Annotated in this window: 17 protein-coding genes and 1 pseudogene; 4 read left to right on the forward strand and 14 right to left on the reverse strand. The window is 36.6% G+C overall.

Features of this window, described 5'->3' with window-relative positions; translation table 11 throughout:
- Window positions 1-52: 52 nt before the first annotated feature.
- Window positions 53-865 carry an alpha/beta fold hydrolase gene (locus AC6F34_RS12510; RefSeq protein WP_500772601.1) on the reverse strand — a complete coding sequence of 271 codons (813 nt, stop codon included), beginning with the start codon at window positions 863-865 and terminating at the stop codon, window positions 53-55.
- 176 nt (window positions 866-1041) lie between these two features.
- On the opposite strand from AC6F34_RS12510, the gene AC6F34_RS12515 reads away from it, so the two are divergent.
- Window positions 1042-1476, forward strand: coding sequence for a hypothetical protein (locus AC6F34_RS12515; protein WP_500772603.1), 435 nt, complete (start codon window positions 1042-1044; stop codon window positions 1474-1476).
- Window positions 1477-1497: 21 nt separating this feature from the next.
- Here AC6F34_RS12515 and AC6F34_RS12520 read toward each other — a convergent pair whose 3' ends face one another.
- Window positions 1498-2310, reverse strand: coding sequence for an RDD family protein (locus tag AC6F34_RS12520; RefSeq protein ID WP_500772605.1), 813 nt, complete (start codon window positions 2308-2310; stop codon window positions 1498-1500).
- A 134-nt stretch (window positions 2311-2444) separates the two neighbouring features.
- Between AC6F34_RS12520 and AC6F34_RS12525 the strand changes: the two genes are divergently transcribed.
- On the forward strand, window positions 2445-3401 hold the full coding sequence (locus AC6F34_RS12525; protein ID WP_500772607.1) for a stage II sporulation protein M: 957 nt from the start codon (window positions 2445-2447) through the stop codon (window positions 3399-3401).
- A gap of 41 nt (window positions 3402-3442) precedes the next feature.
- Here AC6F34_RS12525 and AC6F34_RS12530 read toward each other — a convergent pair whose 3' ends face one another.
- The 9 genes from AC6F34_RS12530 to sigV form a co-directional block, all read right to left on the reverse strand.
- On the reverse strand, window positions 3443-4789 hold the full coding sequence (locus AC6F34_RS12530; protein ID WP_500772609.1) for a DUF58 domain-containing protein: 1347 nt from the start codon (window positions 4787-4789) through the stop codon (window positions 3443-3445).
- Window positions 4755-5681: an AAA family ATPase gene (locus tag AC6F34_RS12535; RefSeq protein ID WP_500772611.1), complete on the reverse strand. Its 927-nt coding sequence runs from the start codon at window positions 5679-5681 to the stop codon at window positions 4755-4757. Before AC6F34_RS12535 ends, AC6F34_RS12530 begins: the two co-directional genes overlap by 35 nt.
- Window positions 5678-6793, reverse strand: a complete 1116-nt coding sequence (locus AC6F34_RS12540) for a DUF4350 domain-containing protein (protein WP_500772613.1) — start codon at window positions 6791-6793, stop codon at window positions 5678-5680. Before AC6F34_RS12540 ends, AC6F34_RS12535 begins: the two co-directional genes overlap by 4 nt.
- On the reverse strand, window positions 6790-7440 hold the full coding sequence (locus AC6F34_RS12545) for a DUF4129 domain-containing protein (protein WP_500772615.1): 651 nt from the start codon (window positions 7438-7440) through the stop codon (window positions 6790-6792). Before AC6F34_RS12545 ends, AC6F34_RS12540 begins: the two co-directional genes overlap by 4 nt.
- 8 nt (window positions 7441-7448) lie before the next feature.
- Window positions 7449-8363 (reverse strand): hypothetical protein, encoded by a 915-nt coding sequence (locus tag AC6F34_RS12550; protein ID WP_500772617.1) that lies wholly within the window; start codon window positions 8361-8363, stop codon window positions 7449-7451.
- A 438-nt stretch (window positions 8364-8801) separates the two neighbouring features.
- Window positions 8802-10358, reverse strand: a complete 1557-nt coding sequence (locus AC6F34_RS12555; RefSeq protein WP_500772619.1) for a fatty acid--CoA ligase family protein — start codon at window positions 10356-10358, stop codon at window positions 8802-8804.
- Between the two features lie 221 nt (window positions 10359-10579).
- Complete coding sequence (locus AC6F34_RS12560) at window positions 10580-11437, reverse strand: polysaccharide deacetylase family protein (protein WP_500772621.1); 858 nt, start codon at window positions 11435-11437, stop codon at window positions 10580-10582.
- A gap of 45 nt (window positions 11438-11482) precedes the next feature.
- A complete protein-coding gene (gene rsiV / locus AC6F34_RS12565) occupies window positions 11483-12355 on the reverse strand; it encodes an anti-sigma-V factor RsiV (protein WP_500772623.1) in 873 nt (290 codons plus the stop codon).
- Window positions 12345-12854: an RNA polymerase sigma factor SigV gene (sigV, locus tag AC6F34_RS12570; protein WP_500772625.1), complete on the reverse strand. Its 510-nt coding sequence runs from the start codon at window positions 12852-12854 to the stop codon at window positions 12345-12347. Before sigV ends, rsiV begins: the two co-directional genes overlap by 11 nt.
- Window positions 12855-13190: 336 nt before the next feature.
- On the opposite strand from sigV, the pseudogene AC6F34_RS12575 reads away from it, so the two are divergent.
- Window positions 13191-13515 (forward strand): annotated as a pseudogene (locus tag AC6F34_RS12575) (transposase); the annotation flags it as partial.
- Window positions 13516-13663: 148 nt separating this feature from the next.
- Here AC6F34_RS12575 and AC6F34_RS12580 read toward each other — a convergent pair.
- The 3 genes from AC6F34_RS12580 to AC6F34_RS12590 all read right to left on the reverse strand — a co-directional run bounded on the left by AC6F34_RS12580 (window position 13664) and on the right by AC6F34_RS12590 (window position 16372).
- Entirely contained in the window at window positions 13664-13924 is a 261-nt protein-coding gene (locus AC6F34_RS12580; protein ID WP_500772627.1) for a CPCC family cysteine-rich protein, read from the reverse strand.
- Between the two features lie 712 nt (window positions 13925-14636).
- Window positions 14637-15626, reverse strand: coding sequence for a lipoate--protein ligase (lplA, locus tag AC6F34_RS12585; RefSeq protein WP_500772629.1), 990 nt, complete (start codon window positions 15624-15626; stop codon window positions 14637-14639).
- Window positions 15627-15637: 11 nt separating this feature from the next.
- A complete protein-coding gene (locus AC6F34_RS12590) occupies window positions 15638-16372 on the reverse strand; it encodes an MBL fold metallo-hydrolase (protein WP_500772631.1) in 735 nt (244 codons plus the stop codon).
- Window positions 16373-16558: 186 nt separating this feature from the next.
- On the opposite strand from AC6F34_RS12590, the gene yhfH reads away from it, so the two are divergent.
- Window positions 16559-16693 carry a protein YhfH gene (gene yhfH / locus AC6F34_RS12595; protein ID WP_500772633.1) on the forward strand — a complete coding sequence of 45 codons (135 nt, stop codon included), beginning with the start codon at window positions 16559-16561 and terminating at the stop codon, window positions 16691-16693.
- Window positions 16694-16737 lie beyond the last annotated feature (44 nt).

Below are 16737 nucleotides of genomic sequence, written 5' to 3' on the forward strand. Positions count from 1 at the left end.
GCTAAAGAGTGTAAACAAGGTCAGTAATCGACGTTGTCTACACTCTCGAGTTTTATTTTTGTTCAAGGCTAATTAAGAATTTATCTATACTTTCGTTAAATAAGTCTGTTTCTTCTAAAAATGGACAGTGACAGCTATTTTCAAAAAGGTCTAGTTTGGCATTCGGTAATTGTTGCAATAGATGTTCTCCTGCTGCGACTGGAATGAGCTTCTCCACTTTTCCAAAACAAAGTAGTGTTGGTACATCAAAGCTCTGTAGCTGCTCTCTGTAATCAACAACTGATTGATCAAACAGAATCGCACTTGCAATTCCCTCTGGCAATCGAGTAGTTTCTTCGAGCATCCAGTTCATATCCTCATTGCTCAATTCCTCTTTGAACATAAGCGGAATAAATCCTTCTAGAAATCCTTTTTGATTCAGCTGAATTTCCCTCATAAACGCAGTTAATGTTGCAAGGTCAAAAGCACCTATTTCAAAATCTGGCCATTTAAAATCTGATGCAAGCTCATCGACAATAATTGTCGCATGAATATTGTCGTAACCGAATTGCTGTAAGTAATCCCAAATAACAAATGCACCCATAGACCAGCCAAGTAAGGTGACGTTCTTTAACTGCAGATGCTCAATCAAAGCGTATACGTCCTTAGCATAAGTAGCAATCGTATGACCAGACTGAATAGGAGCAGACTGCCCATGCCCTCTAAAATCCAGAGTGAGCACACGGTAGTTCTCTTTAAAGTATGGCAGCTGCTTTTGAAAAAACTTACTGCTCATCCATACTCCGTGAAGAAAAAGAATAGGTTGTCCTTCACCAACATCCTCATAAAAAAGTTTAGCACCATCTGATAAAGTTAAAGTTGCCATTGACTTCTCCCCCTCTGAATCTAGAATCCTTTATTACATCTTATACATTAAATGATAGCAATATATCAAAAACCTAAAACCATTCAGCCTAAAGTCGTATTTTTTTCAAGGCTATAGCCGTATTGGATAATTTGGTATTTAATAGTAAATTTAAAGAAGAAGAGGTGGTGATTTACTTGAGATATGTATCCCTTTGTATCTTGGCTGTTCTCAGCCTAATAGGTTGTAGCAAAGATGATAAAAATGTATTCAACATTATACAACCTGAGCAAATGAGCAAGATCGAAATCGTTGCACAGGATGGTTACATTGAAGAAATTATCGATGCAAGAGAAGTAGAAAATTTCATCGAGAGATTAAAAATTGAAACTTGGGAATTAGTGTCTGATTCTCCCAATTATAATGATGCCATCATGATCAATCTTTACCAAGAACCTACGAAAACACTGCTTTCGCTCGGTAAAGATGCCAATGACCTTCAACATGTAGCTTCCATCTCCATTAACGAGCAGGCGCCTTACGCAACGTTTTCCACAAAAAACCTAACAATGACGTTTTCCGTTGAAGAGGAGATTATACAATCCATATATAATGAACTTTCTACCATGTAGCAGGCTACTTTTGTGAGCTTGCTATTTCTTTTCAGTAAACGCAGTGAAATCCCATTGTTCCTTCAAGGCTAAATAGAGAAGCAGCAATCGATCTAGTAAGTAATCTGAGGACATTGAATCCACAGCTATACCGCTTTTCGGCAATAAGAGCTTTCCGATTTTCGATGCTAAAGCCGTCCGTTCATATTCACTTAGCATTGGGAGCCGTTCACAAAAAGTGCTTACTAATGCCCAATCTTCCTTTGTATAACTCTTCAGATTATTGGAGGAGAAAGAACTCTCAATAAGCTCTAGCTCTCTTGATTGAATGAACTTTTCTAGTCGTTTAAATTTTCTCTTGCCTGAGTCATAATCATAAACAACAATTGTTCCAGAAGTTAAATCTCCTAATCGCTTGTGAGTTGGGTGAAAAAAGACCATGAGGAAGCCGATTAAATAGCCTGCAGGAAGACTATCAATAATACGCATTAAATTACGGATAAAACTAGCTAAAAAAGTGATCCGGTGTCCATTATCATGAATGACACGGATACCGATTATTTGCTTTCCTACGGTTCTTCCCGAACGAAGAAATTCAAAGATAATAAAGTAACCCCAATTGATTACGAAAATAACGATAACTACAAATGCAATCAGATAAGCAGATGCATCCTCAAAAAAGAAATCCAGTGGACTCCAGCTCGTGAAGAAGAGCATCGGGAGTAAGAGAATGAACTGTATAAGAATCAATAATAGCGAATCAATAATAAAAGCAGCCGCTCTACTTCCAAGACCAGCGAGTGGAAATTGAATGTGAACGTTCTCCGGTGTATGTACTTTTAATTGTTCTCGCAAAAGCTGTCCCTCATTTCAAAAAAAATAAAGATACCTAAAGTTCCAAATAATAACTATAATAGAAGAATACTAGAAAAAAATTGCATTGTCACCTAAAGAGTAAGTATGACATTGTGAGATAAAGAGGTGGGAAAATGACACTCCAACAATTTATTCAATTTCATAGAGAAGATTGGAAAAGCCTAGAAGAAGCCATTCAAACATTAAGTTCAAGGAAACATTCACTAAAGAAAGATGAGCTCGATGCTTTTCATAAATTGTATGTTAAAACAACCCATCATCTTTCCTTTAGTCAAACGCATTTTCAAAATGAACAAATCACACTATACTTAAATGAACTTGTCGCAAAAGGGCACCATTTATTGTATCAACAGAAAATTTCAAGTTGGAAGCAAGCACACGCTTTCTTTACAGAAAAGTTTGTCGGTCTACTAATTGAGCAACAAAAATTCATTATCATTAGCTTTCTACTGTTTTTCTTCGGGTTTATCGCAGGATTCATTGCCGTAAAGCAAGATATTCTTGCAAGCTATGCAATATTGCCTGCAAACATGATTCCGAACATAAATGGACTAAGTGAAGAAGGCATCCCTGCAATCTCTTCTATCATGTCAGCACAGATCATGACGAACAATATTCAGGTAGCCATCCTTGCTTTTGCAGGTGGAATTCTCTTTGGATCAATTACCATTTTTGTGCTCATTTATAACGGCCTGTTAGTTGGGGCGTTCGCGGCAATTTTTTGGCATGAAGGAAAAAGTTATGAATTTTGGGCATACATTCTACCACATGGTGTCATTGAGCTTATTGCTATCTTCATTGCAGGTGGAGCGGGTCTTCTTATGGGATACAATCTGCTCGTTCCAGGACAATACAGTCGTACATATCAGCTTAAAAAAACAGCTATGCGTTCTGTCCAGTTGCTATTAGGGACAATTCCTCTTTTCGTAATTGCTGGGATCATTGAAGGCTTCATCACACCAGCAGCTGCACCGCTCTCTTTAAAATATGGATTTGCATTTGCAACCTTGCTCCTGTTTATCCTCTACATCGTTAACGGCAACAAAAAGCGCTTAAAACAAATAAGATGATCTATACATAAAACTGGATGTCATACGACAAACATCCAGTTTTATACTGATTGGCGATTCATTACTATAATGTATTGTGAAAGAGCCGCAGTCGTTAATGCCTCTTCACGCGCCTCTACGATATGCAATCCTCCCTTTTCCCACATTCGTTTTTCTTGTTTTTTTTGAAATAATTGCTGTTGTGCCACCGTTTTAACAAATGCTGATTCAGTGTTCACTGTTTTCATCTTAGAAAAGTTGACGAGTTCTTCATCCTCAATTCCAAGTAATAAGAATTTATGCTTCCGAGCCATTCTTCTCATAAAATAAAAGGTTGATTCCTCTTGTAATAACGTTGTAACATCGCTAAATAATACAATTAAGCTTCTCTTTCGCTGAACTTTCTCAAAGTAGGCAAAGATCGTATCATAATTTGCTTCGACACGTTTAGGTTGAATGGAATAAATAGATTGTAATATCGTTTGTAAATGGGCGATTCCTTTTGCAGGCGGTACATAAACATCTACTCCATTAGAAAAGACAAGAACAGACACGTAATCGCCATTTTTCAATGCAGCAGTAGCTAATGTAATTGCTCCTTCAATGACACTTTCTAATTTAGGGCCATTTCTTCCTTCAATGCCCATCATCCTACTAGAATCAAGAAGGATTGAAATATATTTCCCATGCTCAGGTTCATACGTATTTGTCATCAGCTCTTGCCACTTCGCAGATTGTCTCCAGTTCATTTTACGGAGATCATCTCCAATCGCGTACTTGCGAATATGAGAAAACTCGCCGACTCCTTCACGGCGCTTACGAACTTTTTCACCGTCAACAAGCAAATACTTATGGGCATGTTCTAAATAATGATGAGCAGCAGTTAAGTCTGGAATTACTTTGCAGTTGATGTCAAAATCATCATACGTTTGCTTCTTCCAAAGCCCCAATTTAGACGTATATGTAGCATACAGTTTTGTTACCTGAAAATCCCCACGTTTTTTTGGCGTAAACGAGAGTGCGATTGTTCGATTAGCCCCTTTTGGAAGGACAGTACGAACTACAGCCTCCCGATCGATCGAATCATGTAAATCATTCATCAGCTCAATATGAAGGTCTCTATCTGACTGATTGAAGATTTTATATTGGATAATGCCCATCTTATTTCTTTCAATCTCATTAGGCATTTGTATGTGTAGACTTACCTTTTTTTTGCTCGGCAAAGCGAATAGCTCAAAGGTTGAAAGCATGACTACAGCAAGTTGTATGAAAAGAAAGGATAGAAAGGATGCATTGGTTATATATGACAGGATAAACAAAAGCAGGGCACAAATCACATTTACCCATATGAGCCTTTTGGTAGGCAACACGCCTCTATCTCGGAACTTGAATAGATCCAACAATTTCATTGATAATGTCATCCTCTGTCAAACCCTCCAATTCAATATGAGGAGCTACTTGTATGCGATGCCTTAAAGCTGGGGCAGATACGACCTTTATGTCATCAGGTGTTACATAATCTCTATCTGATAAAAACGCCCATGCTCTTGCTGCACGACCGATTGAAATCGCCGCTCGTGTACTCGCGCCATACGTAACATCTTCTCTTTCTCTCGTCGCTCTAACGATCTTCATGATGTAATCAATCACCTCATCGCTAATGATAACCGCTTTTACAGCCTCTTGAAGACTTTTAAAATCTGCAAGCGACAATACAGAATTCCCCTCTATATTCTTCAATTCTTCAAATACATTTTTCAGAACCGTTTTTTCATCTTCAAAAGAAGGAAAATGTACGTTTAGCTTTAATAGAAAGCGGTCTTGCTGAGCTTCTGGGAGTGGGTACGTTCCTTCAAATTCAATTGGGTTTTGTGTAGCCACTACAAAGAACACATCGTCTAATTTGTACGTGCTTCCTTGTATCGTTACTTGATGCTCTTCCATAGCCTCTAGAAGAGCAGCTTGCGTTTTTGCAGGCGTACGATTAATTTCATCAGCCAGTAAAATGTTTGTGAAAATCGGTCCTTTGATCGTTTCAAACGAATGATTGCTCATGTTAAAGATTGTACTGCCTGTAATATCACTTGGCAGAAGATCTGGTGTAAACTGAATGCGACTAAATTGCCCATCCATTAATGAAGCAAGCGTTCGAACCATTTTCGTTTTTCCTGTGCCAGGAACTCCTTCAACTAATACATGTCCGCCAGCTAATACAGCCGTAAGTAAGAGCCTGCTATTCTTTGTTTGACCAATGATTGTCTCTTCAAATGCTTGCATGAATTGATTTAATTTTGTTCTCATTCACCTATAACCTCTTCTCGTAATCGATCTAACTGCTGTGTCGTAGTAACAAAAGATTTTTTATCCCAATCGACCATGTCTATTTGGGATTCAATCTTTGAAAATAATCGATTCGTCTTTTGATCAATTTTTTTCCGTTGAAATAAGAGATCGCCTGCATCCTTCCATGACAAACCAGTGGGGACGGCGTGTTTCTCATAAAGTAGCTGCCTTAGAAAGTTTGACTGGACTACGATTGATTGCTTATAAAATTTCTTTTTCTCATACCAGCCTGCCAGTGCATATAATCGCTCATTATTAAAGCGTACCACTTCTTCATGCGGAACTTTGATTGGCCCAAAGCGCTTCCCCTTCATCCAAACAAATAAAAGATAGATAACGAGCCCATTTGCTAGTAATACGATCATCCACTGCGGGAAAAGCTCCGTAAGGAAGGGTTCATCTTGGAGAAGCTGATTAGCGAGGAATATTTCCTCTCCACTTCCCTCTTCTAGTAACTTAAGGAAATGTGCAATATGCCCGCCTTCAACAATTGCCTCGTTTGTTAGCAATCGGCTCGTAGAAGCAACAATCAGTTTTCCACTTCCATATGACTTCGATACAGCAACAACCGCACCATAGGGATCAAGATGAAATACTGGAATAAAACCGTCTGCTTCATCAAAGATAAAGCTAGGTTGCGTAAAGACCTCATATAGACTGCCATCCTCATCTTTCATATGAATAGACTCATAAGGTAAGAGTGATGCTGGAATGCTCTTTACATCAAAGGCTGTTGGTCGCTCTTGGAATAATACAACTGTGTTACCTTTCCGCATAAAGGATTCTAGAAGCTCGGTCTGATGCTTCAATTGCTCGATCGCTGGTTCAATCAACAAAAGAGTAGCCTTATTCTCTAATTCTAAAAAACTAGTTAGCTCGCCGTTCCATATAGTTGTATTTGGTTGCTCTTGCATATACGTATGAATCGCCTTTGTTCCGTCTGGTGCAGGAGAAGCTGCATACAATGGTGGGTAGCTTTGACGTTCATTCGGGATAAAAAACGAAAGGCATGCTAAGGCAATTAACGGGAGAATGATGAATAAAATAACTTTTCCATTGTTTATATTCATTGATTATTCTCCTCATTTTCCTCCGATTGTGCGTCCTTCCTAAGCACATTCTGAACCTTCTCCTTCAATTCACGATAACTTGTGGCATGAATCGGTTTCTTCCCATACATCGCCTCATCATACATTAGTGCAGCTGTATAGAATAAACCTGCATCTTCACGACTATGCACCGTTATTTCTTCGTAATAATCCCAATTTGTTTTCCACTTTCGAGCTTCTAACCACTGTTTCTCAGTATAGTGCAGTAAGATGGCAAGGAATAAATGCCTAACGGCTAAGGAGAACTGCATTTGTTCCTCATATTTTAACCCCTCTTCTAAATGCCTTCTGCTCGACCATTCATGAGTGAATGAATGACGATCTAAAAGCTGTCTCTGCAATTGACGACGTCTATATGTCTTTTGTCCAAAATGAACAACGAGAAAAATAAGAAATGCTAAAACAATTAGGACCATCATTACGAAGATCAACATCGTAAATCCTGATTGAACAAAGGGGGCAGGGGCGATGCTATTTAGTAGATCGACAAACCATTCCTTTAAACGCTCCCACCATTGTTGTAAGATGTTCGGTTCCTTACGATATTGTTCATATTCGTTAGAGCGTAAAATTTCTGTAAGTCGCTCTGACATATCTTTTTCTTTCATAAGATCACCTAGCTTTTCTTGTCATGCTGCTCAACCATCTCAAACAAGTCATTAGCTTCAAATCGACTTTTCAAATCAAAATAAAGAACAGCTGTTCCAACGATGATGACCATTGCGGTAAACTGGATCGTAAAATTGACGATAAATTCCCAAAACACGCTCGTTCCTAAAATGAGACCGAACACAGCTTCCACGGAAAAATTAATAAGCGATGTCACGATATAAAGAACAGCTAATATACCGAGGCATTTCCAACCTTGCCCTTTTGTCATCTCCCAGCTCTTACCGATTCCAATAGAGTCTTCATTGATCGCTACACTTACTATGTAGAAGGCAAAACGTGTTAACAAATAAAAGGCAGCAATAAGCAGGGCAAAAAACATGAGTATAATAAATAAAAAGAAGCCGATTCCATCGCTAAAAATGAGCATTATAATCATCGATCCTGGGATCAAGAAAATAAAAAACGTCATAATACCATACAAAATCGTGCTAAAAAAAGCAGGAATAAATCTCCCAATACTCTCTTTGTATAGTTGTTTAATTGTATAATCTTCACCTTGGCGGATACGATTGATCATTTGAATAATAGCAACTTGGACGATAAGAGCAGCGATGAACATAAGAAAGCCAATGAACATGCTGATAAGACTATCTCCTAGCGACAGCAATGGATTTGGTTGTTCTATAGGTACTTCTCCTGAAAAAGCAGCTGTAATTTGATTGATCCAACTGTCTCCCTTACTTTCAGTATTAAAAAATGATTGTCCATTTAAGATACTAATGAGTGCAGAAAATAAAAAAATGGGCATCATCATAAAAAGAAACAATAAAAAGAAGTCTTTAAATCTTTGTTTTAATAGTGAAAAAGTAACATCGAGAATTTCCCCAAAAGTTTTGGGTCTATTTAATAACTCTTTCATTCAATAACCCCTATCTATTTTTAAGAATATTTTAACATTTATTAGTAACAATATGGGAAGTTTTTGTATTTTTATCTATATGAATCCATTTCCTAACCCAATTGTTCTTCATATTATTCAAATGTAATCATGAAAGGATTGTTTCTGACGAATGCTTTTCCGCAGGCGTGGCCTGAGCCACCTCCTCCGTGCGGGCTCTAAGCTATCACGCTTTTCCCGCAAGAGTCACCGACTTCCACTGTAATCTAAAAACCATTCTTCTTTCTTAGTGGCTAATCTATTTATGTACTTCAATCATATGAATCCATTTCCTAACCCAATTGTTCTTCATATTATTCAAATGTAATCGTGAAAGGGTTGTTTCTGACGAATGATTTATTCTCAAAAAAACAAAAGAAACATCTCACCGAAAAAGCAGAGATGTTTCTTTTTTAGCAATTAAGCTTTCTGTAATAATTTCTCTTTTAATGCACGGCGAACTATTTTCCCAGTTGAATTCTTTGGAAGCTCTTCTACGAATTCGATGACAGCTGGAAGCTTATATTTAGCTAAATATTCTCTGCAGTAATCTAAAAGCTCTTCTTTCGAAAACTCTTCTGATTTTCTTACAGCAAAGCAATATACTTGCTCTCCATGTTCATCGTTTGGAATGCCAACGACTGCACATTCAACAATTTTCGGGTGTTTATAAACGACTTCTTCTACTTCTCTAGGATATACGTTATATCCACCAACTAGAATCATATCTTTTTTACGATCAACAATGTAAAAATAATCTTCTTCGTCTTTTTTTGCTAGATCACCAGTATATAGCCAGCCACCTTTTAATACTTTTGCTGAATCTTCAGGGGCATTATAATACCCTTTCATTACATTCGGACCGCGAACGATTAATTCGCCCACTTCACCTGTTGGAACTTCAACACCGAACTCATCAACAACTTTGTTTTCAACATTGACGATAGACTGTCCAATAGAACCGGCTTTACGAGGACGATTCAAAGGATTAAAGCATGTGACTGGTGAAGCTTCTGACAATCCGTATCCTTCTGAAATCTGCACATTGAATTTCTGTTCGAACGCTTCAAGTAAAGCAACTGGCATGGAAGCGCCTCCAGAAATACAAAGACGTAAACTGCTTAAATCCTCTGGCTTCCCTTCAGGAAATTGTAATAAGAAGTTGTACATAGTTGGTACGCCTGCAAATACAGTCGGCTTGTATTCGTTTGTTAATCTAAAAATTTCTTTTGGGCTAAATTTTGGGTCGATTAAGATGGTCGCTCCATTCATAAGCGGTGCATTTAAAGCAACTGTTAAACAAAATACATGGAACATAGGAAGGGTTGTAATCACACGATCATTCTCATCCATATGCAAATAATCACTCACATCTTTTGCGTTGCTATATAAGTTTTTATGTGTGAGCATTGCACCTTTCGGCTTACCAGTTGTTCCAGAAGTATACAGAATAACAGCGGTTTCATCATCATTTAATTCAGGGCCTTTAAACTGAAGATCCCCTGAATCAACCACTTGTGAAAACGATTTCAATTTTGATGCTACTGAGAGAGTTGATAAATCTGTATTCGCTTGTTGACCTTGAGGAGTTTCGCATAAGATGAATTGTTCTACATTAGGTAACAGTAGATGCATTTTTTCTGCTAATGGCAATAATAGGTCCAACATGACAAGGGCTTTGGCGTTCCCATTATTTACGATATACGCAATTTCTTCAGGAGTATAAATTGGATTGATTGGAATGACCGTTGCTCCTAAGCGAAGCGCGCCATGCAAAGCAATGACAAAGTGGGGTGAGTTCCCTAGCAACAGCCCAATATGGTCTCCCTTTTTAATCCCTAACTGCTCTAATCCGGAGGCAAACTTTGATACTGCACCATCTAGCTCTGCATATGTACTTGCTTTGTCCATAAAATAATAAGCAGGCTTATCCCCTTTTAGTAAAGCGGTTTCATGAAGCTGTTTTGTTAAATTCATCTCCTCATTCCCTTCTAATAATATCAAAATCATCTTGAAAATTTAAATTTTCTAAATATATTATATTAGAAGAAAAATACCTTATCAATTAAAAAGTCAAAAAATTTTAAAATATCCACATTTAATATAGATTGTATTCAAGTTTACTCTAACTTCTCAAGACTAGAATTATGAAGTTTTCATATTTTCATATAAAGAATTATGCGCAAATAAAAGCCCACTCATTGTGCAGTGGGCTTTATCACCTCATAATCAGCATTTCTAAAAACTTCCTTACTTTCACCCTCATGTAATGATATGAGTTCTGTTACAGTTACAAAATGATAATCTTGCTCAATTAGTCGGTCCAATATAGCTGGAAGGGCTAACGCGGTTTCTTCATGAATATCATGCAATAACACAATTGATCCTGGGAAAACTTTATTCAAAACTTCCTCTTCAATCTTTTCTCGATTTCTAGTGAACCAATCCATAGAATCAACAGACCATAAGATAAGAGGTTGGTTTAAAATCGAAGCTGATTCGATTATATGCTTATTATATAATCCGTATGGTGGACGGAAAGTTTTAGGGTAGATACCCGTCACTTCTTTTATTACTTCCAACCCTTCTTTTACTTCTTGCGTCGCATCTTTTAAATCAATGTTATTGAGTTGTAGATGGTGAACAGTGTGATTTCCAATTTCATGCCCAGCATCAGCAACCTGCTTAGCTAGCTCTGGATAATTCTTTACTTGTACACCTAGCATATAAAATGTTGCTTTTACATTGTAACGTTCCAATGTGTTTAGCACCTCTGTTGTTACATTTGGCTTAGGACCATCATCAAAGGTTAATGCAACATACTTACGTGTTTTATCCAATTCTGTTATTTTAGGAGTCTCAGTTTCTTCTACCCAATTAGGAACATTTTTCTCAGCTACTCTCATCTCTTTCTCTTTTAGATTGTTAGATTGCTCTAACAATTCAGGTGCTACCGCTAATGGCTCATCGTCCGTCACCGCAAGCGTTAAAAAAACGGTTAGACCAAAAGCAGTAGCTCCAATCCCCATTAACAACATGCTAATGCCTTTCTTCACTGTATCCCTCTCCAAGTTGCGATTTCTTGTAAATATTGTTCTTTTTCACAGAACGCTTTTTATATATCGATTACTACTTAATTCCTCTTGAATCAGTTGTGTTGGAATCACAAACTCCTGTTTTCCCATGTATCCAGGCGCTACCTCGTATTTTTGAAAAACAATGACGAGCTCTTGTGCTTCGTTAATATAGAATGTTTGCTTCTTATTTATTTTTGAAAATTGATTAACATCTTCATCGCTTACCCAGTATATCGTTCCTTCATTCTCCTCCATCTCCATAAGCATAGCCTCTCTAATATATTCACTTATAATATTTACATATTCATCATTTTCAAAAAGCATCGGCAAGGATAGTACAATTTCATTCTCTTTATCAATATTGTCATAATAGTAAATTTGTTCGGTTGAACCAATAATATGTTCCACAACTCTCTCAATGATAAATAGCTGTTCAGTCTCTTGTACAATTCGATAATCACTGAAAACCGCATACTTCCCTAATTTATCCCTTTCAAAAATCTTCTCTTCATACTCTCTAAATAGTGTTTTTCCTTCTTCTAAATACTTATCATTTAATTCTGCAATGAATTCATCCTCGTTTTCATTTGCCAGTTGAGGTACATTAATTCTTGCTTCATGATTTTCACTTTTATGTTCAAATGAAACAAACGTAAAGACCTCTACCATATTACTTAATATAGGAACTTTCTCTAATGCCTTTGCCATAGGTGGATGTATATTTAACCCTGCAATAAAGAGCAAAAAAGCTGCTGCAGTGGCTAAAATATAGAACGGGATCGTTTTTCGCTTTCGCTTCTTTTGCAAAGCTTTTTGAACGACTTCATTCAATTCATCAGGAATTGGAATGTTTTCATAATCTTTTTTCCAATTTTCAAGTTTCCTATTACTCTTCATCTTCAATCCCTCCACGCATCTCTACATTTAAGCGTTTCAATGCTTTGTAAATCCGTGTTTTAATCGTATTGACGTTTTCATCCAAAATTTCAGCAACTTCTTCAATTTTCAAATCCTCAAAGTAGCGAAGAACGATCACGATTCGATATTTTTCAGGTAAATCATCTACTGCATTATGTAGATCTACATCCAAATAGCGATCAGCAGAGGACTCATCATAAAAATCGAGTACTTCCTCATCTACGACGATCCATTTTTTTCTTTTTCTAAGAAAATCTAATGAAGTATGGACGACGATTTTATAAAACCAACTTTTTAATTGCTGTTCCTGCTGCAATGTATCAAGTTTACGTAGTCCTTTATGAATCGACTCTTGCACAATATCAAGAGCATCGTTTTCATTTTTCACATAGCTGTAGGCCAACCGATAAAACCTTTCTTTATGCTCCATAACAAAGGATGCAAATTGTTCGTTCTTTGATTTCTTTAATAAACCCATGAAAAAGGCCCCTTTTCTACCATATAAGCTTATATATACTAGACGTTTTTAACTCCTTTTAAAGTTTTAATTCGCTTCAACTTTTTTACTGGAAAATTATACATAAGAAAATCATAAGTCTACTGGTTCATAAATGGTTAAACATTCTTAAAGTGTTAAGAAAAGATCATCTTCGATTATCGGAGACAGTAGGCAAAATTAGAAATCGACCTTGTCTACATATTTCTTAAGAAATTTATTATTATTATTGGCTACGTTACAGTTCTTGGTTGATTTTAATAAATCGTAATCATTTGTGGTTCCTGATTGTAATTTATGAAAAAAGGGGTATTACAAATGACTGTGGCGACCATATTAGCTGATATTTATGCTTTGAGCGAAAGGGATAAAGAATATATTTTAGGGTTTCTTACCCGTCATTTTACTCCTACTGCTTCTCAATAAGGGGCTTTAATAGGTGAATTAAGGGAGAAAATATTTTCTCACGGCTTTCATTGTCGTCATTGTGGAGGTATGGCAGTTGTTCGCTATGGAAAGCGAACTGGTCGCCAACTTTATAAGTGCAAAGATTTTCTTAAATTGAGCTGTGATTTAACAAATTCACCTATGTATCGTTAAAAAAAAGGCAGACAAATGGATTGCATTTATTGAATGTAGGTTGAAGGAATATCTCTAATAGGAAATAACAAATATTCATCAATGGTTCACGCAAAAAATGAACTTGGAAATGTATCTCCAAGCTCATTTATTTTATTGTCCATTTTTTTCTAAAGCACCTTTTAGTTGAAGATTATACATTCAATTTCAACTTATAACGGTTTCCAATAAGCGTCCTTTATTTCGGACTTATTTGGAGGTCTAACAAATTTCAAACTTCTTTCACCTTTAGCCCCAAATTTTATAAAATTTTGTTGTGCTTCTCTAAAGGAAACATAATTGGCACCAGTTTCATCTGGGTATTTATATTGGTAGCCATCATCTTCCCAAAAACAGATTTCACAAATGTCAAAGGTATCTGGTGGTTCTTCATCTAAAGTTTTATAACCACAACAAGGACAAGTATATTTCAAGCTATCACCTCAGTACTGTTTTATTCAATGTACTATGTTTTCTTCTTCAACTAAACTGCTTCGTTAGTTTGTATGGAAATTTTTACAATATCATATTTATTTTAACATAAATAACCAATCTCGAGTTTTTATATTATCTATTTTATTAATCAACATTTACCTTTAACACAGACTTATTATTATTATTAGAGAAGCCCTCAGCCTGTCTTGAAAACGCTTGTCAGAGTAGACACGCAGTGAAATGAAGACCCGAATAGAACACAAGGTTCTTGAGAGGACTTTGATGCCAAACAATGACGTTTCAACAGTCTGAGATCATCTTCAATTACCCCTCCTGTCGGGTCCTTTTTAGCGAAGAACTCTTCAACTTCCTAGGAAGAAATGACAAATTTAATACTGAATTTCTAAGAAAATAACACTTCATCCATGACGAAATTTTATACTTTATTATCTTTCAAAAAAAGAACTGCCTAAAGGCAGTTCGAAAATGTAGACAAAGTCGATTTCCGACTTTGTCTACATTTTTTTTCGTAGTACTTTTTGATAATAAGAGAAACCATCTGACTGTCTTGATAACGCTTGTCAGACAATGCGTGCAGTTGAACGAAGCCCCGAATAGAACACAAGGTTCGTGAGGGGACTTTGAGCCAAACAACGACGTATGCGAGCGTTTGTCGGTCAGTCTGGGCTGCCTAAAGGCAGTTCAATCATATTAGTAAACTAACTGTATAAAGTCATCCATCGTGATGTTACCAAAATAGTGTTTAATGTTAATACCGTCTAGCGCTTTTTCAATTTGATCGCGCTCGTACTTAGTGCCAACAAGTTTTTCTTCAATTTCTGTTACATCGCCTACTCCAAAGAAGTCTCCGTAAATTTTACAGCCTTCAATCATTCCTTTATTCACATTAAGGCGAATATCGATTTGACCTACTGGGAAGCGGTGCGAATGCTGCAAATCGAACTTCGGTGATTTTCCATAATTCCATTCCCAATTTTGATAACGTTCTTTAGAAAGTTCGTGGATTTTCACCCAATCTTCTTCTGTTAATACATATTCCTTTACTTCATCTTGCTCGGCAAAAATGTATTCCAATAAAAGAGAACGGAATTGTTCAATCTCCATATCTTCCTTTAAGAATTCAGTAATGTTAGCCACACGGCTTCGAATCGACTTAATCCCTTTAGATTCAATTTTATCCTTACGTACTTTTAGCGATGAAACTACATGATCAATCTCCGAATTAAACATCAATGTTCCGTGGCTAAACATTCTCCCTTTTGTTGAAAATTGTGCATTCCCTGAGATTTTTCTTCCTCCTGCTGTTAGGTCATTTCGACCGCTTAACTCAGCTTCTACGCCTAATTTTTTTAATGCTTGTACAACAGGCTCAGTGAATTTTCTAAAGTTATGGAAGCTCTCACCATCGTCCTTTGTGATAAAGCTAAAGTTTAAGTTACCTAAGTCATGATAAACTGCTCCACCACCAGAAAGACGACGAACAACTTTAATTCCGTTTTTCTCTACGTAGTCTGTATTAATTTCTTCTACTGTATTCTGATTTTTTCCAATAATAATAGAAGGCTCGTTTATGTAGAACAGCAAGTATGTTTCATTAATGTCTAAGTTTTTTAAAGCATATTCTTCAATCGCTAAATTAATTTGTGGATCTGTAATTCCTTTGTTATCAATAAATAACATGTAATTCACTCCTATATTTCAAATGATAATCCGTAAGAAGCAAGCGTAATTTGTCCCTTGTAGAAAGTCGCTGCTTCTACCTTCAACTGCTCTATTTTACCATAGTGCGGCAGATGAGTTAAAACGAGATGTTGTACGTTTGCATCATGAGCAAATTTCCCTGCTTCTAAGCTATTCATATGCCCAGCGTCCGCCCCATCTTGATGCCCATAAAAATTACATTCACAAAATAAAACGTCAGCATTCCTTGAGAACGAAACAAACTCTTCCTTAAATGCAGTATCGGCTGTATATACAAATGAGCATCCATCTACTTCAAACCTCATTGCATAACAAGGTGCGGGATGAAGTGTTTTCATGAACGAAATGGAAAACGGTCCGACTGTTAACTGTTTACTCGGGTCATAAACAACCCCTTCTGTAATATCACGATAATGCAACTTTTTGAATTCATACTTGTTTTCATTATGAGCATAGATCTTCAAAGTAGGTGGTTTTTCTTGAAGAAACCCCTGGATTAGCCGAGCGTGTTGTAGTACACCAATATCTGCTACATGGTCTGGATGATAATGAGAAATTATCACTGCATCTAGATTTTCTGGCTGTACAATTTTTTGCATTTTTGATAAAACACCACTCCCACAATCCACTAGTAACTTAAATCCATCATGTTCTAATAAATAGCCTGAACTAGCTTCATCTCCTTTAGGATAGCCACCCCATTGTCCGATTACAGTTACTTTCATCCTTCTCCCCCTCTTCTTTTTCATACTACAAATATAAGGTATTTCAAAATTCATTTCATTAGTTTTAGTTGATTCAGACAAAAGATTCATTTTGAAAGTTGTTCCTAAACAGTTATTGACTTTCAAATACTGTTATAATACAATAATAGCATCAAATATTCAGAAATTAACCAGGAGGGATTCACTTTGATTCAGAATATTGTCGAATTTTTCAGAAACCTACCTGCTAAACAATGTATGGAATGCGGAAAAACAATTGAAGAACAACATGAATGCTATGGAAACAAATGCAATAAATGCATGGATGTTACAAACTTATAAAACAATCATACTTTCAAAACGAATGGCTAAACCGAAATTCGGTT

Source organism: Niallia sp. CD-39 (assembly GCF_059874745.1).